The 24,717-nt window shown below is 56.3% G+C and carries 16 protein-coding genes and 3 tRNA genes; 10 read left to right on the top strand and 9 right to left on the bottom strand.

Going from position 1 to position 24,717, the window contains the following annotated elements:
* Positions 1-51: 51 nt before the first annotated feature.
* Positions 52-2,205: a cytochrome c oxidase assembly protein gene (locus WG934_RS03190; RefSeq protein ID WP_339977536.1), complete on the bottom strand. Its 2,154-nt coding sequence runs from the start codon at positions 2,203-2,205 to the stop codon at positions 52-54.
* A gap of 215 nt (positions 2,206-2,420) precedes the next feature.
* On the opposite strand from WG934_RS03190, the gene WG934_RS03185 reads away from it, so the two are divergent.
* Positions 2,421-2,493: transfer RNA gene (locus tag WG934_RS03185), tRNA-Arg, on the top strand.
* 34 nt (positions 2,494-2,527) lie between these two features.
* On the opposite strand, the gene WG934_RS03180 is transcribed toward WG934_RS03185, so the two are convergent.
* The gene (locus WG934_RS03180) at positions 2,528-3,157 is read right to left on the bottom strand and encodes a TetR/AcrR family transcriptional regulator (protein ID WP_339988668.1); all 630 of its coding nucleotides are present in this window, start codon (positions 3,155-3,157) and stop codon (positions 2,528-2,530) included.
* 295 nt (positions 3,158-3,452) lie between these two features.
* Between WG934_RS03180 and orn the strand changes: the two genes are divergently transcribed.
* Positions 3,453-4,085 (top strand): oligoribonuclease, encoded by a 633-nt coding sequence (gene orn, locus WG934_RS03175; protein WP_339977525.1) that lies wholly within the window; start codon positions 3,453-3,455, stop codon positions 4,083-4,085.
* 100 nt (positions 4,086-4,185) lie between these two features.
* Positions 4,186-4,261, top strand: a tRNA-His gene (locus WG934_RS03170).
* A 61-nt stretch (positions 4,262-4,322) separates the two neighbouring features.
* Here the strand turns inward: WG934_RS03170 and WG934_RS03165 are convergent.
* Together WG934_RS03165 and WG934_RS03160 are read right to left on the bottom strand one after the other, a co-directional pair.
* Complete coding sequence (locus WG934_RS03165) at positions 4,323-5,096, bottom strand: ABC transporter ATP-binding protein (RefSeq protein WP_339988666.1); 774 nt, start codon at positions 5,094-5,096, stop codon at positions 4,323-4,325.
* A gap of 13 nt (positions 5,097-5,109) precedes the next feature.
* The gene (locus WG934_RS03160; protein ID WP_339988665.1) at positions 5,110-6,108 is read right to left on the bottom strand and encodes an ABC transporter permease; all 999 of its coding nucleotides are present in this window, start codon (positions 6,106-6,108) and stop codon (positions 5,110-5,112) included.
* Positions 6,109-6,217: 109 nt separating this feature from the next.
* Between WG934_RS03160 and WG934_RS03155 the strand changes: the two genes are divergently transcribed.
* Positions 6,218-7,372: a sensor histidine kinase gene (locus WG934_RS03155; RefSeq protein ID WP_339988664.1), complete on the top strand. Its 1,155-nt coding sequence runs from the start codon at positions 6,218-6,220 to the stop codon at positions 7,370-7,372.
* A gap of 3 nt (positions 7,373-7,375) precedes the next feature.
* Positions 7,376-8,023: a response regulator transcription factor gene (locus tag WG934_RS03150; RefSeq protein ID WP_339988663.1), complete on the top strand. Its 648-nt coding sequence runs from the start codon at positions 7,376-7,378 to the stop codon at positions 8,021-8,023.
* A gap of 36 nt (positions 8,024-8,059) precedes the next feature.
* Here the strand turns inward: WG934_RS03150 and WG934_RS03145 are convergent, their stop codons facing one another.
* The gene (locus WG934_RS03145) at positions 8,060-9,250 is read right to left on the bottom strand and encodes a L,D-transpeptidase (RefSeq protein ID WP_445228176.1); all 1,191 of its coding nucleotides are present in this window, start codon (positions 9,248-9,250) and stop codon (positions 8,060-8,062) included.
* 562 nt (positions 9,251-9,812) lie between these two features.
* Here WG934_RS03145 and WG934_RS03140 point away from each other — a divergent pair.
* Positions 9,813-9,888, top strand: a tRNA-Lys gene (locus tag WG934_RS03140).
* Positions 9,889-10,240: 352 nt separating this feature from the next.
* Here the strand turns inward: WG934_RS03140 and WG934_RS03135 are convergent.
* Entirely contained in the window at positions 10,241-10,522 is a 282-nt protein-coding gene (locus WG934_RS03135; RefSeq protein ID WP_339977517.1) for a DUF3618 domain-containing protein, read from the bottom strand.
* A 176-nt stretch (positions 10,523-10,698) separates the two neighbouring features.
* Here WG934_RS03135 and bcp point away from each other — a divergent pair, with 176 nt between their 5' ends.
* Both bcp and WG934_RS03125 read left to right on the top strand, forming a co-directional pair.
* Positions 10,699-11,208, top strand: coding sequence for a thioredoxin-dependent thiol peroxidase (gene bcp, locus WG934_RS03130; protein ID WP_339977515.1), 510 nt, complete (start codon positions 10,699-10,701; stop codon positions 11,206-11,208).
* 187 nt (positions 11,209-11,395) lie between these two features.
* Positions 11,396-12,004 (top strand): TetR/AcrR family transcriptional regulator, encoded by a 609-nt coding sequence (locus WG934_RS03125; RefSeq protein WP_339978785.1) that lies wholly within the window; start codon positions 11,396-11,398, stop codon positions 12,002-12,004.
* 74 nt (positions 12,005-12,078) lie between these two features.
* Here the strand turns inward: WG934_RS03125 and acpS are convergent, their stop codons facing one another.
* The 3 genes from acpS to WG934_RS03110 all read right to left on the bottom strand — a co-directional run bounded on the left by acpS (position 12,079) and on the right by WG934_RS03110 (position 22,573).
* Complete coding sequence (gene acpS / locus WG934_RS03120; RefSeq protein WP_339978783.1) at positions 12,079-12,561, bottom strand: holo-ACP synthase AcpS; 483 nt, start codon at positions 12,559-12,561, stop codon at positions 12,079-12,081.
* 174 nt (positions 12,562-12,735) lie between these two features.
* Positions 12,736-21,756 carry a fatty acid synthase subunit beta domain-containing protein gene (locus tag WG934_RS03115; protein ID WP_339989231.1) on the bottom strand — a complete coding sequence of 3,007 codons (9,021 nt, stop codon included), beginning with the start codon at positions 21,754-21,756 and terminating at the stop codon, positions 12,736-12,738.
* 589 nt (positions 21,757-22,345) lie between these two features.
* Positions 22,346-22,573, bottom strand: a complete 228-nt coding sequence (locus tag WG934_RS03110; RefSeq protein WP_339988659.1) for a hypothetical protein — start codon at positions 22,571-22,573, stop codon at positions 22,346-22,348.
* A 39-nt stretch (positions 22,574-22,612) separates the two neighbouring features.
* Between WG934_RS03110 and WG934_RS03105 the strand changes: the two genes are divergently transcribed.
* Together WG934_RS03105 and WG934_RS03100 are read left to right on the top strand one after the other, a co-directional pair.
* On the top strand, positions 22,613-23,581 hold the full coding sequence (locus WG934_RS03105) for an SLAC1 family transporter (RefSeq protein ID WP_339977511.1): 969 nt from the start codon (positions 22,613-22,615) through the stop codon (positions 23,579-23,581).
* Between the two features lie 25 nt (positions 23,582-23,606).
* The gene (locus WG934_RS03100) at positions 23,607-24,527 is read left to right on the top strand and encodes a hypothetical protein (RefSeq protein WP_339988657.1); all 921 of its coding nucleotides are present in this window, start codon (positions 23,607-23,609) and stop codon (positions 24,525-24,527) included.
* Positions 24,528-24,717: the final 190 nt, after the last annotated feature.

Genomic DNA, 24,717 nt, shown 5'->3' with positions numbered 1-24,717 from the left:
CACAGGCTGCTCGACTATTCGACTTGCGAGATGCCTCAGCTATTGCGAGTCCTACAGACCACGACCGCCATTCTTTGAGGCATCAATTGGGTTTTCCATATGCAGCTGATGCTCCGCATCAACTTCGCCGGTGTAGTAGGCCATTTCTTCTTCCGTCATGCCCACGCCTTGGCTTCGTGCAGCAAGCATTTCGTTGTATGCCTTGAGTTCAGCTTCGTCTGTGCGCTCCGCGATGCGGTCGTACCGAGCTGCATCCTTGGCATCAGACTTTCGCCACTGAACGAACAACGCGACGGTCACCAATGCAAGCGGAATTTCGCCTGTTGCCCATGCGATCATGCCACCGATGTTCTGATCCGCCAGGAGATCAACCTTCCATGGCAAGTCCAGCTCTCGGTAATAGTCCTCGGCCAGGATTTGCTGCGTCTGCATCAAAGTAATGCCGAACCACGCGTGGAATGGCAGCGAGCCCATGAGTGCCATCAATTTCACCGACGGAGAAATCTGCTGAGGTGCAGCATCCACACCGATAATTACCCAGTAGAAGATGTAACCCGAGATCAAGAAGTGGATGTTCATGAACAGGTGACCCGCGTGTTCATCAGCCAGGAAGTCGTAGATTGGCGTCATGTACAAAAGGTAGAAACCTGCTACGAACTGTGACGTCGCCACAACCGGGTTTGTGAGGAATCTCGACACCGGATTGTTAATGAATGCCACCAACCACTCACGAATAAATGGCAGTCCCTTACGTCCAGCTGGCTTCAATGCACGGAACGCCAACGTCACAGGACCGCCCAATGCCAACATCACCGGAATAGCCATCGAGTAGAGCATGTGAGCCAGCATGTGTGTCGAGAACAACGCCGGCATGTACACTCCCAGCGCGCTTGACGACGTGTACAGCAACGTCGCACAACCAGCCAACCACCAGAAGGTATTTGCCACTGGCCACTGACCGCCACGCTTCTTCAGCAGTCGCAACCAGTAGAGGTAAATCCACGCCGCAATAATCGCAGCTGAGCCGAAGAAAATATCAAAGCGCCACTGGGTAAAGACAGCCTCCCAGCCAAATGGGATGGTGAGGTCGTAGCCCAACTTAACCTGCATTTGCGTAATCTGTGGCAACCCCTCGCCACCCGCCTGCTCGGCAAACTTAGGTGGTGGTGGCGTACGTCCCAGCGCAACTGCCACGCCTACAGCCAGCGCCATGGTGATGACTTCACCAATAGCCAGCCTCCAAAACGCGCGACCGAAAGGATCCTTTTCAATCTTCGGCATGGTTACTTTGCGGTGCATATAGCCGAAAAGACCAAGCAGAACGATCAGAATCGCCTTCACCAGAACCATGATGCCGTAGTTATTTGACACCAGGTCGATCCAGCGAATGTTGATCGCTGCGTTAATGAAGCCCGAGATAGACAACACGATGATGGACACCAAAGCCACAAAGCTGTAGCGCTTCACTACTTCAGCCAAGAATGCTCCGCGACGACGAGCATGACCGATAAGTGCCATCAAGCCACCGACCCAGAACACTGTGAATGCCAAGTGCCAGATGTACGAGTTCGTTCCGTAATCGTGTGCACCGCCAGTAGCGTTGTGGCTCACCACTGCTAGCGGAATCATTGATGCCAAGCTCAGTGCGAAGAAGACTGGCTGCCAAATCCACTTCCGAGTAAGTGCAGAACCCAGAGCTGCCACCAGCGCAATAATGCCTACCCACAGCCAGGCCACGGCCTCGCTCACCTGCTCGAGGGCCACACCCCAGTTCTCAGGCTGAATAGTGACAGACAATGGATTACCAGAAACGTCCGACAGCACTAGTGGGATCTGCAGCAAGCCGATCAAACCCCACGACAAAATTGCCCACATGCCGGTACGGGATGCAGCAAAGCCATCGACGTCCAACGTTCCGTCGTCACGCTTGCGAGTACCAAACGCCGAGAGCATGAAGGAACCCACTGCCAACGATGCCAGCATTTCGCCGCCGGCCTTTGCCATTGGGAAACCGAACGTTGTGATGACACCCGGATCTGGAACGCCTAGCGTAGTTCGCGATTCCATGTTGTAGGCCAGGGACAGGCCACCGGCAAGGATGCCAGCTACCAGCACAAATAGCCAATACCAATGCGTAGTCTGGCGAACACGCTGCCGTGTTTTTGGAAGCTCGGCAGGCGGAGCTTGCGTAGTCGTCGCAGTCATAACCTCTAGGGTAGCCCTCCACGCGGATTAGAAAGAACCCGACCAGGGTGACTTTGCTTAATTGAGTCGCCGAGTCTGCCCCATCGCACTAACGACTAGTTTCACCGGGGCGATTGGTAGCATCCACGTATTGCTGACTATGATTTCCTATGCATTACAACGAAAGAGCCCGAGACACCATGCGATGAATCGCTGGAATCCCGGACATAGCATTAGCCTCCATAGCTCAGTGGACAGAGCAGTCGGCTTCTACCCGATTGGTCGAGGGTTCGAATCCTTCTGGGGGCACTTCACGGTCACTACAGCGGTACCAGCCACGTCTTTACGGCTTCAAGTAGCGAGTGACCATATCAACTACTTCGTCGATAGGATCCTGATGCTCAACGGCATCGCTAACTAGCCCCGTCCATAACACGGCTGTGGCCTGCATGAGCCGGAAAACGTTGTTTGAAAGTGCGTAGGGATCGTGCTGACGAATCGACCCATCCTCATGCCCCTGCCGAATAGCCGGTAATACATAGGCACGAACGATCTGAAGCTGTGTATCCGTCTGGGTATTTGTGAGCGACTTCAACACACGTTCTGGGTCTGTCTCGATCAAACTGCGCAGGAACTCACTCGCGCCCACCCTCTCCACAACGATGCGGAATCGGGCAGCTACCCCTTCAAGCGCATTCCCTGGAAGATCAGTCAGCCCTTCGAGTAAACGAACAACTTCGCGGTTTATGACTTCAGACGACAATTCGCCGATATCTGCATACCGGCGATAAATGGTGGGGCGCGAGACTCCCGCATTACGCGCAATCTCCGCAATTGATGTTCGGCTTAAACCGACCGTCATAATGCTCTCTCGAGCAGCTTGAATAATCGCCTCATCGACAGCACTATGACGTGACGATACGCCTTCAACCAGCACTTCTCCCGATTCTCGCTTAGGAATTTCATTACTCACAGCGCTCTCCAAAATTACTATTAATGACCTTTGGGTAATGCGTTCTCAATTATGTCGACGTCAAAGGCGAAGTTGAACTTTCCTGAAGCGGGCGACAGAAATACTTTACAACAATTATCTATTTCTTACCAAAATAACATCTGTCATTAATTTTTTTATACAAAATTCACAGTTCGGATGACTCAACGAGTATCGAACTGGGTGAATTCACTACCGGGTGCGCCTACCATGTTGAGTACATATTCGGCATCGCTGCCGACAACAGGACGAGCACAGGATGGAAACCCTAGGCACCATGAGTGAAAGCACACCAGTGAAGCACGACCGCATCGTATGGATCGATTGCGAAATGACCGGCCTCGACGCCGAACGCCACGTCATGGTGGAAATCGCGGCCTTGGTCACAGATGCAGATCTCAACATCCTGGACGAAGGTATTGACATCGTCATCCACGCATCAGAGATTGATTTGGCGCAAATGGACGACGTCGTAACGCAAATGCACAATTCCTCAGGACTCACCGAGGAAATCCGCGCGTCAAAGGTCGATATCACCGAAGCAGAACGCCTGGTGCTCGATTACGTGAAGAAGTGGGTGCCAATGTCCCGCCAGGCACCGCTCGCGGGCAATTCGATTGCAGCTGACCGAGCATTCATCAAGCGCTACATGCCAGCGCTGGACAACCACCTCCACTACCGCATGATTGATGTCTCCTCACTGAAGGAGCTTGCCCGCCGTTGGTACCCACGCGTGTACTTCAGGCAACCAGAAAAGGGCATGTCACACCGCGCTCTATCAGACATCCGCGAATCCGTCCGTGAGCTCTACTACTACCGTCGCGCAATGATGCTTCCGGGCGATGGCTTGTCGACGGACGATGTCCAAACAGCAGCCGATGAGGCCACCACGGCAGTTCCTATTCAGTAATTAGCCTCTCACCAGCCGTTTTTGTTTCGAGACAATCCTGGGTTAACATGTAGTTCGCTGCACAGAGCACGTCAGAAATGACTTCCCTGTGGATGCGATGGTGACTGTAGTTCAGTTGGTAGAGCACCAGGTTGTGATCCTGGGTGTCGCGGGTTCGAGTCCCGTCAGTCACCCCAAGTAGGAAAACCCTGGCCTTGACTTCAAGGCCAGGGTTTTCTCTATGTTCAGCTATTTTCTCTATCCTTCAGTTAGATTTCCATCCATCATCTCGAGAACTCGATCCGCGCTCCTGAGCTGCCCCGCATCATGCGTGACATAAAGCGTTCCCACACCTGACTCGTGAGTGATGTCAGTGATCAACCGCGTCACCTGCGCCGCGGTTTCCTGGTCTAGCGCTGCAGTTGGTTCATCGCACAACAATAGCGATGGCCTATTCATCAGCGATCTTGCAACATTCACTCGTGCTTGCTGCCCACCCGATAGCTCGCTTGGTTTCCGGTTTTCGTATCCAGCCAGGCCGACGGCATCGAGAAGGTATTCAGCCCGGCGCGATACTTCCTTCTTTCCACCATGAGGCCAACCAACGATCCGATCGAGCCTTGCCATGGTCAGTAGTTGTTCTTTCACAGTCAAAGCAGGAAGCAAGTTTGCCTGCTGGAATACGATTCCAATGTTCTCGCGACGACTTTTCACACTGTGTGTTCCCCGTGCTGCGAGATTTACTGTTCTGCTTTCAGTATTCAGCCATACCGAACCGGAGCTAGGCATTTGCAGACCACCCGCGATAGCAAGCAGCGTTGATTTTCCAGAACCAGACGGTCCCGTCAATCCGACCAGTTCGCCAACGTCAACAGCGAGAGTTACGTGGTCAAGAATTCGCCGAGATTCCAGCCCATCGGGAACATCCAACACGATGCTTTCCATGAGGAGCGCGATGTTTGCGTTGAGGCGACCGTCGCAAAGCACATCGCCAGTGTTATCTCGTAGGTCAGTAGTAGGTGTTGCAGTCATTTCTATGCTCTCCTTACGCTGCTGCCAATGCGCTGCGCGGTTCCACGCGCACAATGGGGATCAAACTGACAGTGGCTCCGACCAGTCCAGTTGTGGCCATTACCAGTCCCGGCCACACCGTTGTTCCCGCGTTGATCTCAATGGGCACGACACCACTAGTAGAAATCCAGCTACCCACGACCACAGTGAGCGCTAGGCCCGCGCTGATTCCGATTGCGAGAACCACGCCAGCTTGCCCGACAGCATCGGCCACCAGCACACGACGGGATGCGCCCAATGCAGCTGAGATGGCGATGCCACGCTGCCGTTGGACAGTCCACACGCTGAAAAACGCTCCGACCACCAAGGCAGAAATAACGAATAGCAAGCTGGTCATCGATTTCAGCGAAGCCTGCTCCCCTTCATAAGAGGCCGACAAGGTGAGCCGGTCGTTGCCTTCCAACATCTTCACACCAGCTACTCCCCGAGCGGCTATGTCAGCGACCGCATCCGCCTCGCGCACTACGACAGCCGCGACCCCGTGGCTGAGCTTTGCGACGCTGCCCTCAGGCGCATACGTCACCGGTAAGTGATCGAGCCACACATCACCGGCAGTACCGATAACTGAGAAGTCTTCGCTGCCTACCGCTACTCGCTGCCCCACCGTCGGCGCTAGTGCGTCTGCCACCATCAACTCACCATCCCGCAGTGTTGGATCAGGCAACACAATAACCGGCTCATCGTCAATACGCGCCCGCCCCATTGACAGAAGCTGCGCCCCCGGATCTGCCTTCTGCAGCGCACGGACACTTTCCGCTGAGATTTCCGACGACGACAACGCCGAAGCGGAGTCGGACACGATGACGGCAGAGTCGTCGTCAAGAAATGGAGCAAGACCGGAAACTGATTGTTGCTCCAGCCCAGCAGCCAAGGAGGAAAGGAACGCAACCATCACGGTGATCAGCCCAATGACAATCGTGATGAGTGCCGTTCGGCCCGGCGCAGAGCGTAATTCTTTCAGGGATTGATACATGGCCCCATCGTCGCGAAGTCCTCCATGTTAAACATCGCCCAGCCGATTGAAACTCAACTCAAACTTTCGATGGATGCGCAGGCTGCCTCGACTTTCCTACAGTGGTGATGTGAATGATCCGCAAGCGCTCACCAAGCTGTGGCGCAACCTCCGATTCGCGCTTGATCTGCTCATTGCAGTTTTGCTCTGCTTTGCATTGGTTCGCAGTCTCAGCGTGTCGACGGCCCTCTGGGGCATCGGCTTTATCGTGGTCTACGCTGCCGGAATCATTGCGTCTGCGAAGAAGCAGGAAACGTTGATTTGGTTGCTGCTCTTGCTGGTGATGTGGGCAGGGCTCGCCAGTGCGTCTCAGGATGCCGCTTATCTAGCGTTTCCACTGTTCTTCGTGATCATGCACACCATTAACGGCTGGGTCGCCCTCCTCGCTGTTGTGGCCACTACGATCATCGCGATCACTGCTATTGCCCACCATCTTGGGTTGAGTGTGGGAGGAATCGTCGGCCCGATGTTGGGCGCTATCGTCGCGGTCATCGTCGGATCCGGTTTTCGCATGTTGCAGCGAGAAGCAGAAGCTCGCGCACATGCTATCGACGAGCTGATGGCTGCCCGCGCCGACATCGCCACGATGGCTCGCCATGCTGGCGTTCTCGATGAACGCACTCGGCTCGCAGCAGATATCCACGACACCATCGCTCAAGGACTGACCTCTATTCAACTGCTCCTCTACTCAGTGGAAAAACAGCTTGCCGACGATTCCTCGTTAAGCACCAACACCACTGATGAGCTGCAGGAAAAGATTCAGCTTGCCCGACAGACGGCCGCCGATAACCTCGCAGAAACGAGACGCATTATCAATGAGTTGCAGCCAGCAGAGTTAGACGGTGTGTCCCTCAACAATGCGTTGAAAACTGTGTGCGCGGGAACGCCAATGGGCGAAGCCGTGAAATTCGTATCCGACGGACAGCCACTGGCGTTGCCTCCCAATGTGGAAACGGTGTTGATTCGCGTCGCACAGAGCTCAATTGCGAACGTCGTACAGCACTCAGGAGCAACGTCATGCACTGTCAACTTGACCTACAAGAACGATGAGGTGCGTCTCGACATCGTCGACAATGGCACCACTTTCAACCAGGCAGCCGTGGAAGAATCAACTGGAGTGGGAGTATCGGGCGCTCGCCGACGCCTGGAATCGATCGGCGGACACTACTCCATTGCCGAACAACCAGGAGGAGGATGCGGCGTCTCAGCCCGCATTCCTGTGTAAGAAATGGACACTATTCGCGTACTACTTGCCGACGACCACCCAGTCGTCCGCGCAGGACTTTCCGCCGTCCTGGATTCGGATCCGACAATAGAGATCGTAGGCAGTGTCAACACCGCTGACGCTGCAGTCGAAGCGGTCAAAGAGCAGCCCTGCGATATCGACGTTGTGCTGATGGATTTACGCTTCGGAGAGTCGCCTACAGCTCATCACTGCGCTGCAGGGGTGTCCGCAACGAAAGAAATCTGCGCGTTGGAACACCCACCTCAGGTGTTGGTTGTGACCAATTATTCCACTGACTCCGACATGCTCGGGGCAATCTCGGCCGGGGCCGTCGGATACCTGCTAAAGGATGCGAACCCCGAAGAACTCATCAACGGTGTCCATGCTGCGGCTAGAGGCGAAACGGTACTCAGCTCGAATGTTGCCCAACGGTTGATGGGCCGACTACAAAGTCCATCGTTGTCACTGTCAGATCGGGAATTGGAAGTGCTCACATTGGTGAGCCGTGGGCTTTCGAATCGAGGTATTGCTGCCGAGCTATTCCTTACCGAGGCAACAGTGAAATCACACCTAGTGCATGTGTTTAGCAAGCTAAACGTGAACTCCCGCACTTCGGCAGTAGCCAAAGCACGGGAGTTGGGAATGCTCTAAGGGGAAAGTCCGGGTTGAGTGCGGATTACTGGGGAATTACCACGACGATTTCTCGTCTGCGTTACCCTTCTTCCACGTTTCCCACGGGATGTTCCAGTCGCCCAGCCCATCCTGACCAGACAGGGTCTCACCCACCGTGTTCTTTACAACAACGATGTCTCCACGCTTCGTGTTTTCCTGGAACCACTTTGCGTTTGCATCCGTCACGTTGATGCACCCATGGGAGGTGTTCTGGCTACCCTGAGCCCACACAGACCATGGCGCACCGTGAACGTAAATGCCCGACCATGACAGCTGAGTAGCGTAGTTGACTGGCGTACGGTATCCGCCCGCTTCGAGAGACAACCCGTAGGTCGTAGAGTCCATCACCATTGACTGGTGCTGATCGCCAACAACGTAGACACCATTAGGAGTTGGCCACGTCGCAGAGCCCAACGATACCGGCATGGACTTCAGCTTCTCACCATTACGTTCAATAGTCATGGTCTTAGTTGAGTCATCGACCGTCGCCACAACCTTTTCGCCAATGGTGAAGCTCGTCGATGAATCTTCCTGACCGTAGTAGCCGTTGCCAAGATCCTTACCGTAGATATCAACCTCTACGTCGACCTTGGTACCTGGCTCCCAGTATTCCTTTGGACGCCAGCGGAGCTCACTATTGCTCAACCAATAGAAGCCACCTTCTACCTTTGGCTCTGTGGTGACTGTGATGGCTTCTTCAGCCGCTTTACGGTCACCAATTGCCTCGTCGAAACGGACTGCAATGGTCTGGCCAATTCCAACCTTGGAACCATCAGCTGGAGACAAATATCCAGCGGTCATTGTCGAGGGCTGGACAGTGGTGAACGTGTAGCTCGAGGACTCACCGCCCGACTGCACCTTGAGCGTGTATTCGCGGTTGTAGCCGAGAGGCTCCGTAGTGAGCCACTGCTGCTTATCCTCGCGGAACTCGCCCTTGACGGCCTTGCCTTCGTCATTAGTCAAGGAGACTTTCTCAAGCGCATCCTCGCCCGCTTCAACCTTGATTGGGTCGGCGACGGATACTTCCTCTTCGCCGTCCTTCACACTGACAACCGGCTTGGACTTCACGTCCTCTTGCACAGTCTTTTCTGTTTCTTTGGCTTCCTCGCTGCCGATAGTGCAACCAGTCAGGGTGAAAGCCACAACCCCCATTACGGCGACAATTGCGCGTAGCCCACCGCTACGGAATGCCCTATTTTGCCGCATCAGCTAAATCCCCATCCTTAGATGTCCGAAGAACTACAAACCCTAAACCACACTTACTCGACACCTAAGCTCATACAAAGCACCGTTTGGCGCTTCATTGACGCCAAAATCTACGAGTACGCGACATGCAATTTATACCCCGCCAACCTGAGAACTACGTATCAGGGGACAGGTTTCGCCATAACGATTCCGCAACCATGACTCACTGCTGTTCACAGCGTTGCCGAGAATTTCTTATTATATTCAGTAATACATTTTCGGGGGTGCTGCCACCACTATCAAGCTCCAGCCCAACCGGAACTCTCGCGAGACGACCGAGTCTCCCCGATCAACCAACCCACCCTCCCGGCATCGCTGGCGACAATTCGCACATTGTCGATATTTCGACAGAGTTCTCTCAGCATTTTGACGCAGTTCACCAACTACCGACATTTTGCAGTCTTTTTACGATCCCCATTTCACCCGCCTGACCAGGCGATTTTACAAGTGACAGCAATCGTTGTTATATTTCTTCTCGTTGCCAACGAGGAACGCCGAAGGGATTACCTCCGCAGCAAGGAACGCGCCATTAGCTCAACTGGCAGAGCAGCTGACTCTTAATCAGCGGGTTCGGGGTTCGAGTCCCTGATGGCGCACCACGTAGAAACCAGGTCGGGAAACTGACCTGGTTTTTTCTTGTCTCAAAGACCTCCGTTCAATCGCACGCCCTACCCCAGCAAGCCCCTTTCACCGGCTCCTACCGAGCCCACGTGGGAACAACAGCACTACCTGCATCTCCGACGAGGACACAAGAACTTGTGGCCTTTTGACGAGTACGACGCCGACCCAGCACCAAATGCCATTAAAAAAGACGGCAGCTCACACAGTGAACTACCGCCCCTCAATGAGGGATATCTACTGAAGAGAAATGCCGGAACGCCTAACAAAGCACGGTCTGCCGCGGCCACTGATCAACTAAGTACCGACAGCGCCAGAATTCGTACAGAGCGTTTACTTCGTAGCAGCCTCAATCATTTCGCGGATACGCTCGATTTCCTTACCGCGCTTCTTGTTACGTGAAACTGCCAACGCAATGCCACCAATGATGACAGCAGCGACTACGCCCAAGGAAACCTGAACCTTCGGCTCCTGCAGACCGCTAACTGCACGAGTCTTGGCATCGTCAGCAACATTCTTTGGGCTGGTACGCTCCGCAAGCTCGTCCAGGGTGCGTGCGAGCTGGTTACGGTTGCGCTCAATGTCGCGCTCAATGTCGTGAATGCTCCGGGCCACGTGAAGACTCCCCTGTTTCGATGAAATATAGGTCTGTTTACAGAGGGTAACACCAACAGCCAAGTTGCGGTGGAATCAACGCATAATCCCTCAAACACGGACTACCCAATGTCAATTGACTCTCATTTGACGGACCGCCTACACGCTGTTACCGCTGCCTCGATACCATTACAACTATGACTGACATTAATGGCCAGGAACAGAACGTCGTAAAGCCAGCTCGTTTGGAGCCAGGTGCCAAAGCCCCAGCGTTTACGTTGCTCAACGACGCGGGCACCGAGGTTTCATTGTCGGACTTCGCTGGCAAAAAGGTAATTGTCTACTTCTATCCTCGCGCAAACACTCCGGGCTGCACCACGCAGGCGTGTGATTTCCGAGATGAGTCAGCACAGTTCAACGATGCAGCTGTCGAAGTTGTTGGAATTTCGCCGGATAAACCAGAAAAGCTCGCGAAGTTCCGAGAAGACCATGGCTTGAACTTCACCTTGTTGTCGGATCCAACTAAGGAAACGATGGCAGCTTATGGCGCGTTCGGAGAGAAGAAGAATTATGGCCGAATTGTGCAGGGCGTAATTCGCTCCACGCTGCTCATTAGCGAGTCCGGGGATGTTGAGCAGGCATGGTACAACGTCCGTGCAAAGGGACATGTTGGCCGGATTTTGCGCGATATTGCAGATGCGAAGTAGATTTGCCCACTATCGTTTATCTATACCTTTATCTGGTTCAGTAGTTGTCTACCATCGACAATAGGATTCTCAGCAGGCGGTATCTCTTGTGAGCGACACGACGATCGACCCCGACGTTAACTCCCCCGAGATCCTGCGTCCACGGCGTCAGCCAGCGCAGGAGAGGTCTCGGCAGCGGTATGCACGCATGTTGAGTAGCGCTCGGGAAGTTCTCGTCGAAGTTGGTTTCGAATCGTTCACTTTTGATGAAGTAGCGAAACGCGCTGATGTCGCCATTGGCACGTTGTACCAATTCTTCGCTAATAAATACGTCATGATCTGCGAGCTGGACCGCCAAGACACCGCAGGGGTTGTCGCTGAAATCGCTCGCTTCGCTGAGCGCATTCCAGTTTTGGAGTGGCCGGAGTTCCTCTCGGAGCTCATTGATCACATTGCTCGGCTATGGCGTGACGACGTCTCCCGCCGTGCCGTGTGGCTCGCGGTGCAGTCGACTCCTGCGACCCGAGCCACCGCGGCGGACACAGAAAAGCAGTTGATTGCCGGTATCGCCGAAGCTCTGCGTCCGTTGACACCAGGCACCAACTCCGAGATTCGCGAGTTTGTGGCCGGCTTGCTTATCCACACGACGTATTCGTTACTCAATTACTCCGTAGACCGGCACGACGACACCCAGGCTCAGGACGAGCACTACAACCTGACGGTGCAGGAAGTGAAGCGCATGCTCATTTCCTACCTGATGGTGGTCGCAGAGCGCTCAGCAGATGCCACTGAGACTGACGTTGAGGACGATGCTTAGGCCGGCCCCAAAGACGACGCAGAATCCTCTCTGAGGCCGTCGCGACAGCCGGCCTCAATGCCCTGCTGCCGCGGCTACTGCAGCACCATCACCACTGCGACAGCGTAGTCACCATCATGGCTAATGCTCACATGGAAAGCATTTGCGGAAGTGCTGTCGCCAGTCCCCAGCGTTTCCGCCACAGCCTGCGCCACCCGACCGTGTAATTTCACGGCAACTCTCCCCCACGCGTCAGGGACAATTTCGATCTCCTGCCAATTCATCTCATCGCGTGCAATGGGGGGCGGCGTTCCATACAGCGCCTGCGACCAGGCCTTGACGACGGCCTCCTTCGCTGCCCATCGACCAGCAAAGTGCCGAATAGCCGGATCACAGACATTCGGTGGCTCAATATCAAACCGTCGGCGTTTAGCGACCATTCTTTCGCCCACCGTGAAGGCGCTCTTGAGAAAGCTGGTTCCTGGGCGATTCAGGTCGTGACCGAAAGACGGAATATGTACTAAATCAACCCCTAAAGGCCCCTCGAGCTGCTGAGAGAGTTCGGCGAAAGCTGGGATGTTGGGTGCTGAGGAATCGTCGTCAGGCGTGTTCACAGGAGTCCTCCGTCAAGAATACAGATGCATTGATGAAATGTCGTAGCGCATAGAGCGAAGCCGGGGCTTCCACACTCTGTGGAGGCCCCGGCTTTCGCAAGAGTTACGTGTTGGCTAGTGAACTAGCCATACAACGTTCTAGTTCTGTGCTGGGTTGTCGTTCAGGATGCCGTCAACCAGTCGTGCTTCCGGATTCAGGATAGCTGCCTTCTCCAGTGCATCCTTATCGCCGTATTCGCCGCCATCGCCGAGGCGACGGCCCTCTGGGCGTTCGTACAGAACGTCGCCACCGTAGATGGCATCGTCAATACGACGCAGACCCGCTGCTTCACGCTCACCTGCAGCCTCACGCCACTGAGCAGCAACAGCTGGACCATCGTTCGCAACCAGCGACGCGTAGAACGCCTCAGGGTGCGCAATGGCAACCAATGCGGACACGTGACCGAAGCCTAGCGAGGTGACCAGACCGGCCTTCAGAGGCATTGCCTCACCGAAGTTCAGCGGCTTGGTAGCCCAGACCAGGCGACCGTGCTTGGACAGAACAGGGTCAACACAATCCAGGGAACGGTTCGCTGGGACAACGCCGGAGCGCAGTACCTGGGTCAAACCGATCATCTGGAATGCAGCTGCACCACCCTTTGCGTGACCAGTCAGCGACTTCTGCGAGACAACGAACAGCGGGTTCGCCTCATCGCGACCAATGGCATCAGCGATGCGCTCGTGAAGCTCAGACTCGTTAGGGTCGTTCGCGTTCGTCGATGTGTCGTGCTTGGACAGGATTGCCACGTCGTTGGCGCCGACACCGTGAGCTGCCAGCTGACGAGCCAAGCGGGACTTTTCGCCGCCACGTGCAGCACCCAACGCACCAAGGCCAGGGGCTGGAATCGAGGTGTGTGCGCCGTCCGCGAAGCTCTCAGCGAAAGCAACAACACCTAGAACTGGCAGACCAAGGTCGCGCGCGACAGAGCCACGTGCCAGCAAGACAGTGCCACCACCCTGGGACTCCACGAAACCGCCACGACGACGGTCATTTGCACGCGAGAAGTACTTGCGCTCAATGCCCTTCGCGTCCATGGTTGCGGAATCAGCGGTTGCCGCCATGTCACCGAAGCCGGTGATGCCTTCCGTCGACAGGTCGTCGAAACCACCTGCAACCACGAAGTCGGACTTGCCGAGCTTGATCTTGTCGTAGCCTTCTTCCACTGACACTGCTGCGGTGGCACAAGCGGCTACAGGGTGAATCATCTGGCCGTAGCCACCGACGTAGGACTGCATGACGTGCGCCGCGATAACGTTTGGCAGTGCTTCCTGCAGCACGTCGTTTGCACGTGGCAGGCCGAGAATGCCGTCGATGTAGAGGCTTCGCAGCGACTCCATCGCACCGATACCCGTACCCTGTGTCGAGGACACAAGACCTGGGTGGACTGCCTGCAGCAGCTCGGCTGGGCTGAAGCCCGATGCCAGGAAGGCATCAACAGTACAAACCAAGTTCCACAGCGAGACGCGGTCCAGGTTGTCCATCATGTCGGCTGGGATGCCGTAGACAGCTGGGTCAAAGCCCTCTGGGATCTGGCCACCGACGTAGCGGCTCATCGCCATACGACGTGGTACCTGAACTGCGGTGCCCGACTTGCGGGTCACAATCCACTCGCCAGATTCTTCATCTGGCATTGCGTAGGTGTTCTCAGGGTCGCTTTCCACGAAGGTTGCCGCCGCAGCACGGTCACGTACTGGGAAGGACAGGTCACGATCCAGGTAAACGGTAGTCAGCTCGGTCATCGTGTTGTCAACCAAGTCGCCGTCGTCTCCGTAACGACGAACACCGACGCGTGCAGTGACTTCGTCGCGGTAGCGTTCAACGATGTCAGCTTCTTCCAGAGGCTGATCATCAGCATCGAGCCAACCGCCATCGTAGGAAATCAGACCCATGGTCCACGCCAACTCGACGATGCCAGCTGCAGAAATCTCGCCGACCTCTGCTTCGAAGCGGGTACGGGAGGAACCGTATGGTCCAAGCTCCGCTGCACCGACGATGACAACCATGTCTTCTGGCTCGACCTTGACGTCAACGAACTCTGGCAGCACCGAATCCAGTGGGGTACGAACACCCGGCAGTGCCTTCAGTGCACGCTGTACTGAGCCTTCTTCGGTGTCCTTGCCGGCAGCAGCTGCAGCCTCGGCTGCCTCAGCAGCAAGTGCGGACATGTTGAGGTCGACGTCGCCAAGTCCACCGGTGAGGTCAACCGTAATCGGCGCGGTGGTAGCCTTTGCGCGTGCGTCGGCAGATGCCTGCTCGACCAGCAGCTGAGCCATTTCCTCGGTTGCGTAGGTACGAACGCCCTTCGCTTCCACCGTTTCCACGAGAGGGTCGTTGCCACCCATCAGGCCGGTGCCGCGGACCCAACCGATGTGAGCGTGGACCAGCGACGTGCGCTTGCCCCAGATCTCTTCAGCATTCCAGCGAGTAACAACTGCATCGAGAGCAGCCTTCGACTCACCGTACGCACCGTCACCACCGAAGCGACCGCGGTTCGGCGATCCTGGCAGAACCACGTGCAGACGGTGGCGGATATTGGACTCAGTGCCGATATCCGACAGACCTGCGATGAGGCGCTCCACAGACCACAGCAGCAAACGCATCTGCATTTCTGCAGCTGGACCGGCATCTGCCAGGGATCCCGAAACACCAGGTGCAGCGAATGGGAACAGCAGCGATGGGGTCAGGGCTGGCTTCAGAACGACAGAGTCAGCACCAACGGTTGCAGTCTGCTCGTTGCCCACCCAATCGACCAGAGCATCGAGATCCTGGTAGCTGGTGAGGTTTGCAGGAAGTACCCACAGGGCTGCGCCATCGATAGCGTGCGTGCGGTACAGCTCACGGTAGAAGGTCAGTCGGGAATGCGAAAGACGCGAAGTGGTGGCAATAACGGTTGCGCCACCTGCAAGCAGCTCTGCGATGACCGAAGCAGCGATGGAGTCTGGCGAACCACCGGTGACAACGGCAACATCGTTAGCGAACTCGCCAGCACCTGCAGCGACAGCGTTGTCTGCAAGGTCGCGGTAGGCAGCTGCAAGTTCCTGACGGCCTTCGTTGTCAGCCTTGGTTGCCCAGAAACGAGCCTGCTCGACAGCGGTTGCAGAGATCGTCGATGGGGCTTCCTTGCCTGCCCACATTGCGGCCAGGTCTTCACGGGACGTTGCCCAACGGTCGTCGATAAGAACTGCCTTGTTCGCATCGAAGGATGGGGTCACGAGCTTTGGCCAATCAGCGCCGAGCTCTGCGGTAACCAGCTCGACGAGCTTTTCGTCAGCATCGTCGGAATCGAAATCGACAGCGCCGGTCATCTCGTGACCAAGCTGCGACAGGATGGTGCGGGCTGCAGTTGCCAGGACACCGCTCGAACCGGTGACCTGTTCAGCAAACTCACCCAAGGCTGCGGAGTCCACAACTCCACCGCCACCAGCGCCACCAGCAGCAGGCATCGTGACAGCAACGCCACGGTTTGCGCCAACTGCCTGGACAGCGGCGTCGATAAGCTGATCAAGTTCAGCCTTCGTACCTGGGGTGGCCTGGGTCAGGTGACCGAGATCGCCACCACGCAGGGAGGCACCTTCGCGGGAGCCGAGAACCAGCTCAGCACACGTTGCCTGAGCCCAGCCCTCACCGAGCTGCCACACGTCCGTGACACGGTCGGTGACGTGGTTTGCACGTGCACCCGCAGGACCGGTGACGCGACGCAAACCATCGGCGATGGACTCGCCGAGTACTGGACCCCATGGGGTGTAGCCACGGACCATGCCGCCGACCTTGTCCTTCAGGCTTGGCAGATCAGCATCTGCTGCACCGTCGATGGAACCAAGACCGAACTCTGCACCAAGATCCAACAGCAACTGGTTACGGCGCGAGGACACGCCATCAACCAGCGTCTCAATCGAGTCTGCTGCCCCCATCTGATCTGGGCGAACCTTCGTCCACAGAGCAATCAAAATCTCGACTGCATCAGCTGGAGTGACAGTGATGTCTGCTGGACGTTCAGCCGACGTAGCAACTGGAGCTGCAGCAGGCGCTGCCGCTGGAGCTGCTTCAGCTGCTTCCTCAGCTTCGCTTGCCGACGCTTCCTCGGCAGGATCGTCGTCACGCTCAAGGCGAACTTCGTCGCGAGCGAACACAGCGTCAGCATCACGCTCGACGTTCCAAATGGTGATGTCGCGCGTGGCGTGGCGTGGCAGGAGTGCGGTACGAGCTGCGAGGTTTGCCAGCGTTGGCGCAGTGCCAACACCAACCTCGATCATGCGGGATACGCCGAGCTCACCGAAGAGGAGGTCCTGGGTTTCAATCCAGCGAACTGGCGAGCAGAACTGCCATGCCAGAAGCTCGACCAACAGGGTGCGAGTCAGGCGGCCTGGCTTTGCTGCGTGAGCATCAAAGTCAGTCAAGATGTCGCGCAGGATATCCGAGTCGGCGACTTCAGCCATCTCACGGACGAACGTTTCGGTCAGTGCAAAGCAGGTAGCGGTCAGGTTAGGGATGTAACGACCAACCAGTGCTTCTGGATTGACCTCTTCAGGTAGAAGGCGATCCAAGTGTCCGCGGAACTCGTCGACACCGTCGCGAAGAACTGCGGAGTGGAATGGCACGTCAATGCCTGGGATACGGACGTAGCCCTTGCCATCTGGCGATGCCTTCTTAGCGGCAGCTTCCAGCGCAGCGAGACCAGCGACGGTGCCAGCTACTGCGTACTGCTTACCAGCGAGATTGAAGTTCACAACCTCCAGGAACTCGCCGGATTCCTCCGCGATAGCAGCAACGTAGCTCTTAACCTCGGATTCCTTGACGCCGATCTTGTCTGGGCGCAGTGCGGATAGGCCGTAGTTGGAGCGGCCTTCTTCGTCACGTGGGACCAAGGAGTGCATGGTCAGGCCACGGTGGTACACGACCTCCAGCACAGCAGCGTTGTCGATAACGCCTGCAAATGCAGCGAGTGCATTGTACTCACCCACGGAGTGACCAGCGAAGTAAGCGGTCTCGTCCAGTACGCCTGCTTCACGCATTTCCGCAGCCTGTGCCATGCCCAGGGTTGCCATCGAGACCTGGGTGAACTGGGTCAGGTTGAGGACGCCTTCTGGGTGGTAGAAGCGATGACCATCGACGACAACTTCAGTTGGGTTGTCGCGAACGATCGCCAGTACCGAGAAACCAAGGTTTTCACGAGTTACGCGGTCAGCGTCGTCCCAAACCTTGCGGGCAGCAGCGGAACGGTTACGAGCTGCAAGGCCCATCCCCTTCGACTGGATGCCCTGGCCGGGGAATGCGTAGCACGTAGCTGGTGCTTCAATAACGGCGGTTGCAGTGAGCACTGGCTCACCGTCGACTGTTGCAGTCACTTCGCGAACTTCGAAGTTTCCTGGACGATCGTCCAAACCACGACGCTCAACGGTGTAGGTCACTTCCTGACCTGGCAGCACTGGCTGCAGCATGGTCGTCGTGAACTCGGTGACGCGCTGACCCAAGCCAGCAGACACTCCGTGAATGGCAGCGTGCTCAGCCACAGCGGACAGCCACATGCCATGGACGATGACGCCTGGCAAACCTGCGAGTGCAGCAGCACGGTCATCAACGTGGATTGGGTTACGGTCGCCACTGACAGTAGCGAATGGCTCCATGTTGTATGGAGCGGTTACAACCAGCTCAGCGCGGTGGCTGCGTGGGGTGTCCGTCACGGTTGGCAGTGGAACGGTATTGACCAGTGCGGTCGAGTTGCCATTGCGACCGCGAATTGCGAAACGCTCCGAAAGGGTGGCAACCAATCCGTTAGCATCGTTGATCTCTGCGCGGACTACGACCACACGGCCCATCTCGGTATCCGAGACATCGTCAGTGTGAGCGGTGATGGTCAGCGCGGTGCCGTCGGCAGGCAGTTCCTGTGCCATACGGATGTGGTGCTCAAGGTGCACCAGTGCCAACATGCCTTCGACCACATCGATGCCGGTCTCGGTCTTCGCCGAGGACACAGCAGAGAAGATTGCAGGCCATGCGAGGCCGACCAGGGCATCTGGAGCAGTTGCCTGGGTCGCGCCCGTCACAGCGTCGTGATCAGCAGCGCCAGTTGCGGTCCACGTGGTCTCCCACGTTGCTACGCCGTCGACAACCTCTGGCAGCACGCCGCCAGCAGCGATGGTTGTGAGTGCACGCATTGCCTCAGTTGCATCTGCTGCGGTGACAACCGGAGTTGCGCCAGGCTTGTCAGTCACGGTCAAACGCAGGGTCAGCTCGTGGTCATCAGCGCCGGAGCCTTCGAGTGGAACGCGCAGAACAACTGCGTCTGCAGCATCAGCGGTAACGGTTGCACCGGTTTCAGCGTGGGCAAAAACGCCCGAGTCAGCGTCACTTGCCGACCACTGTGCTGGCGCACCCAGCAACTGAACTGGGTTCTGCTGCTGACGTCCAGCCCACCAAATGGTTGGGGCATCAATGACACGCTGAACCAGCTCAACGGCAGCGTCATCCTGTGCAGAATCCGCAACGCTGAGCTCTGCAATAGCAGCCTGCTCGAAGCGACCCAAGATCTCAGCAACTGGCTCATCAGCCTTGGTGATACCAGCAACGGCTGCCGTACCCGGGATGATGCATACGCCGTCGGCGTCGTAACGCTCGTCGTGAGCCTGCCACAGCGAATCGGAGCGCCACCAGCGACGTACTTCAGCGTCAATTACTGGTACGAAGTTCACTGGCTTGCCGGGCGTACGGCATGCGTTAGTGATGAAGAACTCGACATCTGCTGGGTGCAGTCGCAGATCCAAGTTGTAGTTTGCAGCAAGCTTGTCGACGATCGCCGTCGCAGCAACTTCACCGGCAACAAGTGCGCGCGCCTCGTCAGCGTCGATGACGGAGTTGAACTCCCCTTCATCGGTTTCGGCCAGGCGAGCTTCGAACTGGTCGACGATAGCCATGAAGCGAGTCGCCCAGGATGGGTCAATGAATTCGCCGTCTGGGGTTGCCAGTTCGAGGTAACGATCCAGTACTTCGCGGTACGTCATTGCGTCGACGTCGCCGAAGTATGGCTTCGCGGTGGAGTTGATGGCCTCGATGATTTCATCGCGACGTGCAGCAACTGCGTCTGCGTCGTTGGCCACTTCGTCGAGAAGTCGACCGGCGCGGGCAGCTGCGTTGTCAATCTCGTGAATATCAGCGCCAAGCTGGGAACGACCTGAAGCCATACCTTCAGCTGCGCCACCTGCTGGAACCCACTCAGCGGTACCGGCGGTGTCGACGAGCATCTTCTTCACACCAGCAGATGCGGTGGATTCCTTCGCTGCCATCGCAGCGGTACCAATGATGATCGAGTCAACTGGCATCGCTGGGTAGCCGAGCTTCTCGGACCAACGACCGAGCAGGTATTCAGCTGCCTGCTCTGGCTGGCCAATGCCACCGCCAACCGACAACACAACGTTCTTGCGGTCACGAATGTCAGCGTAGGTAGCGATCAGCAGATCATCGAGCTCTTCCCACGAGTGGTGGCCACCTGCGCGGCCGCCCTCAACCTGAATGATGATTGGCAACGCAGCAGCACCGTTGGTGCGCTCATCTTCCTCCAGAGCATCCGCAATTGCGAGAACCTGGCGAATCTGGTTGACGGTACCTGGCTTGACCGAGATGTAAGGGATGCCAGCTGCACGAAGCTCTGCAACGAGTGCGACTGCTTCGTCAGTCTCTGGGATACCAGCGGAAATGGTGACACCGTCGATTGGTCGGCCAGCTGCTACTGCACGCTGTACGAGTCGACGGGAACCGATGTGCATTCCCCACAGGTATGGATCCAGGAACATCGTGTTGAACTGTGCCGATGCGCCTTCGTCGAGCAGCTCATGCAGGCGCTCAACGTTTTCCTGGAAGATCTCTGGGGTGACCTGGCCGCCACCAGCAAGCTCAGCCCAGAAGCCAGCGTTTGCAGCAGCTGCGACAATCGCTGGATCAACGGTGGTTGGGGTCATACCACCGAGCAGAATTGGGGAACGACCAGTCAGACGCGTAAATGCAGTCTCCAGTCGAGGAGTTGGCTTTGCGACGACCGTCGGCAAGTACTGAGCCCACTCGGTTGGAGCTGCTGGCGCAGAACCTGGCTGGAAGAGCTCTTCCTGGCCTTCGTCGGTCGCTGCAGCAACAACGGTGACGCCAAGGCCCGCAACCAGACGGCGGGTTAGGGTTGCAACGCCTGCTTCTGGGCCAACCTCGACGATGACGGTTGCGCCCTCGTCCACAGCAGAGGCAACTTCGCGTGGCCAGTCAACTGCATCCGTCATGACGTGCTCAGCGAGCGGACGAGCAAATGCTTCTTCGATGCCGATCTTCTCAGCGGCAGCGACAACGTCGTCCACAGCTGACGACATCGATGGGTGGTGGAAACCACCGTCAACGGGGAGACGGCTAAAGGACGGAGTGAAAGGCTTGCCTCCGCGAATCTTCGCTTCGAGCTGACGAGCATCCTTCTTTGCTACTGCCTCCAGAGTTGCCTTCGTTACAGCCAAATCGTCGCTGTTACCCACGACTACGCAGGTTTCACGATCGTTGATCAGACCAACGACTGCGTTGCCTGCAAGGAATGGAGTGACCTGCTCTGCGCGTGCGTCCTTAACCATCATCATTGGGCCGGATGCCGCATCAGTGTTTTCGCCCGTCTGAACCAGACGTGCCAATCGGCTGTGGCGAGCAATAGCCACACCAATGAGCTCTGCGACAGCCAGGACGTCTGCAGCTCGGCTTGGGTCCTCAGCAGCTGCTGCACCGAGAGCGCCCTGCGAGTGGCCAATTGCGCTTACCGCTGCCTCGACCGGAAGGCCCTGAGCAGACAGCAAATCGAGAACTGCGAGCTGAGCCGTCAAAATACCTGGCACACTGACAGCTGGCGAGTTCAGATTTGCCGTTACCGTCTCATCGTTTAGTCGCTGGTTTGCCCACGTCAGTGGCGCGAATCCATCAGGGCGTTGACCCGCAATAGAAGGAGCAATTGGCCGCAACCGCTCCTCTACCTCAGCGAGCAATTCACGGACACGGGAATCAGTACCAGCAGAAACGCACGTTGCCAGCGTTTCTACCCAACGCAGACCCTGGCCAGCAAAGCTCAAGGCAAACTTCTCGCCAGAAGCGAGACGCTGGACCAGCGGAAGTTCCTGCGTAGAAGCGGTGGCAGCGTCACTCGTCGCAGTATCTGCTGCGGCGTTCCCGGCTGAAATGTGATGGAAATTCACGAACTGTGGCTCCTTATTACGAATGCAACCTTCACTCAGGTCTTTTGTTTGACAAATAAATATGCCACAAAATCGTGAGGATTCCATCATGTTTCTTGTCCTCGCATCCCCCTGGCACCACAGATAGCCATCCCTATCGACCTAACTCCGGGGCTAATAAGTAGCCAAAAATCCCCGCGCTGTCGCGCCACTACACCATGCACAACAGTCGGTCAGGCATCTTCCGCCAAAAAGGGGCCAAAATGTGATCATCCCGTCACTTTGACCCTATAACCTGCAAGATTGTTTCGAAGCGACAACAACCCCACCACGACCGAGAGCCACATCGCTATATTCCGCCATCGCTCGTCCCACATGGCTAGCCAACACAACACCTCCGCCAGCGTGATAGATTTGCGCGCCATCCACGTCAGCACAATATTGTGACGAAGCTCACTTCAATTTCTTGTGTCCCGCCCGTGTCGCGAATAGGCTAATGCACTGAACGGAAACCCGCTGCCAACTACTCCAAAATATCGCGGATGACCGCTTCCGCTTCCTCGATTCGTGACCGGGAATCCTTGGATACCGCATGCTCCTCGGTTGCCACTGAATCTTCGGACACCGATTCGTCGTCAGGCGAGACAACATTGCCGTCAAAGATCGCGCACGGGTCGTCATTCACGATGGTGTCGTCAGGAGTGATGCCGCGACGGGCCATGTACTCATCTATATGCATTGAAATGCTCAACGGGAACGCCTCCTCACTGCCAAAGTGTAGGGTAATCGCGTGAGTAAACAAGGATCACTGCCGCCGCTTGGCCCTGCCTGGGCTGGGTCACTGATGGGCACGTCTATTGCAGCGACATTGACGTCGATTCACGGTATGCGAGCCCTGTCGTTTGTTTTCCTCGGCTTGTCCGCAATTGTTTTGTGCGCGCTCACGGTTGGCTACGCCAGGTACCGCAACCCGAAATTCCACCAGCCCTTCATGGCTCCGTGGGGTATGGCCGTCATGGGCCTTCTCGCATTCGGCGGAGCCTGGACAACCATCGTCGGCTCGCCAGTGGTACAAGAAATCATTTGGTTACTCGCAACTCCAGTGGCAGTCGCAGTGTGCATTAACCAACTTCGGAAGTTCCACGGCGAACCCCAGTTCATGTGGGGTCTAGCCCTGGTCCCACCGATGGTTGCAGCAACCTCAGGTGGCCAACTTGCTACATCAGCTCACTTGCCGGATATGTTAGCGACGGCTCATTGGCTCATCGCTATCGTCTGTTTCGCGCTCACTTTTGTGACAGCCATCCCGGTTTTCGCCCGCGTATATATTGAGGTACTTCGCAGTAAGGTACATATCCCCGCTCCACTCACAGGCACCACATGGATCCCACTTGGTGTCGTTGGCCAGTCAACTGCAGCGGCAGTGGTTCTCACCAACAAGATAGAGATGCCACACGTCGCAATCATCTACGGGTACATCATGCTAGTTCTGGGCATTCCCCTTGCCTCATATGCCGCGTACCGTTTTTGGACTGCAATTGCATCGTGGCCCGCTTACTCACCGGGCTGGTGGGGATCAACCTTCCCTGTCGGAACGCTAAGTCTTGGCGCACACATGCTTGCGACCACGACGCACCAACCTTGGTTGGACATCATTAGCCGAATTGCGCTTGCACTACTCCTCATACATTGGTTCGTCGCAGCACTCGGCGCGATCTCCCACCTGAGAATCACGCCACGCCACATCACACGTCGCTAGGCAACCAACGCGTAACATATCCCCCATGCTGGCACGACAAAGCACTGAAAGAAGAAAGCGCACCACAACTTTGCTCATAGGTGTCGCTGTGGTTGTGCTTATCGTGCTCGGCCTCATTTTTGCACTTGGTGTTAGGGTTTTCGACTTCCCATTCGCCACAAATCGCAATATTAATGAGTATTGCGCAACTCTTGGCCTGCCTAACGACGATTCCCGGTCCACACCAGAGTCAATTTTTGCCGATGCAGACATTGAGGAACCTGCAGAGGGAATCACGTTAGGCAAGCGCCTGACTGCCGACGGCATCACCAGCCGATACAACATTTATGCCCGCAATATTGACTTCTCCAAGCCCGTAGGCGTCGTTGTACGACTACATGGCGACGGTGGCGAAGAGTTCTATAAACCAGATGAACTAGCCGCCTGCCTTGCTGAAGTTGCTGCCTCTCACAACAAAATTCTTGTGGTTCCACTTTCACCCGATTCCGACGGCGAGAGAACCTGGTGGGAGGACATCCCGTCAAGCACTACATTTCTCGGTGCACTGCTGGACGACGTAGCCAAGAAGCATAAATTTAATCGCCACGATGTGCACTGGACCGGCTATTCAGGAGGCGCTGAAGTTCTTTCCTACGGGCTCATCCCGCAGTTCCCTTCCCTCATTGGAAATGGCGCCCTAATGCTCGGCGGCGGCGGAGCTAGCCGACACATGGAAACTGTGGCCACGGAAAAGCAGAAGCAAACTATAAAGCTCACTTGGGCCACTGGCATGAACGATGACGGCACAGACCCTAACTCAACGTTCGACGCAAAATCAGCTGCCGAAAAGGGAGCTCGCTGGTACCGAGATGAAGGCTTCGCTAACGTCTCGTTAAATTTGATTCGCGACGCTGACCATTTCACCCTTCCCGAGCAAGCTCTACTTGACGAATTCTTGACGAAATAATCGCATCGCATAGCGAATCAGGCAGATAGAGGGAAAGAATTCTTACCCCCGTCTACATCGTCAACTCGCAGCATTAAACTTTGCCTATTGCAATTATTTATATTCAATCGAGAAAACGAACTTCGAATAATCCCAGCTCAAGCCCCTCTATAGCGGAATTCCACAATTACTCTTCGGCACCTACGCACCA

Origin of the sequence: Corynebacterium sp. H78 (genome assembly GCF_037572275.1) — a bacterium.
Classification (GTDB): domain Bacteria; phylum Actinomycetota; class Actinomycetes; order Mycobacteriales; family Mycobacteriaceae; genus Corynebacterium.
This window is presented reverse-complemented; position numbering and strand designations above follow the sequence as displayed.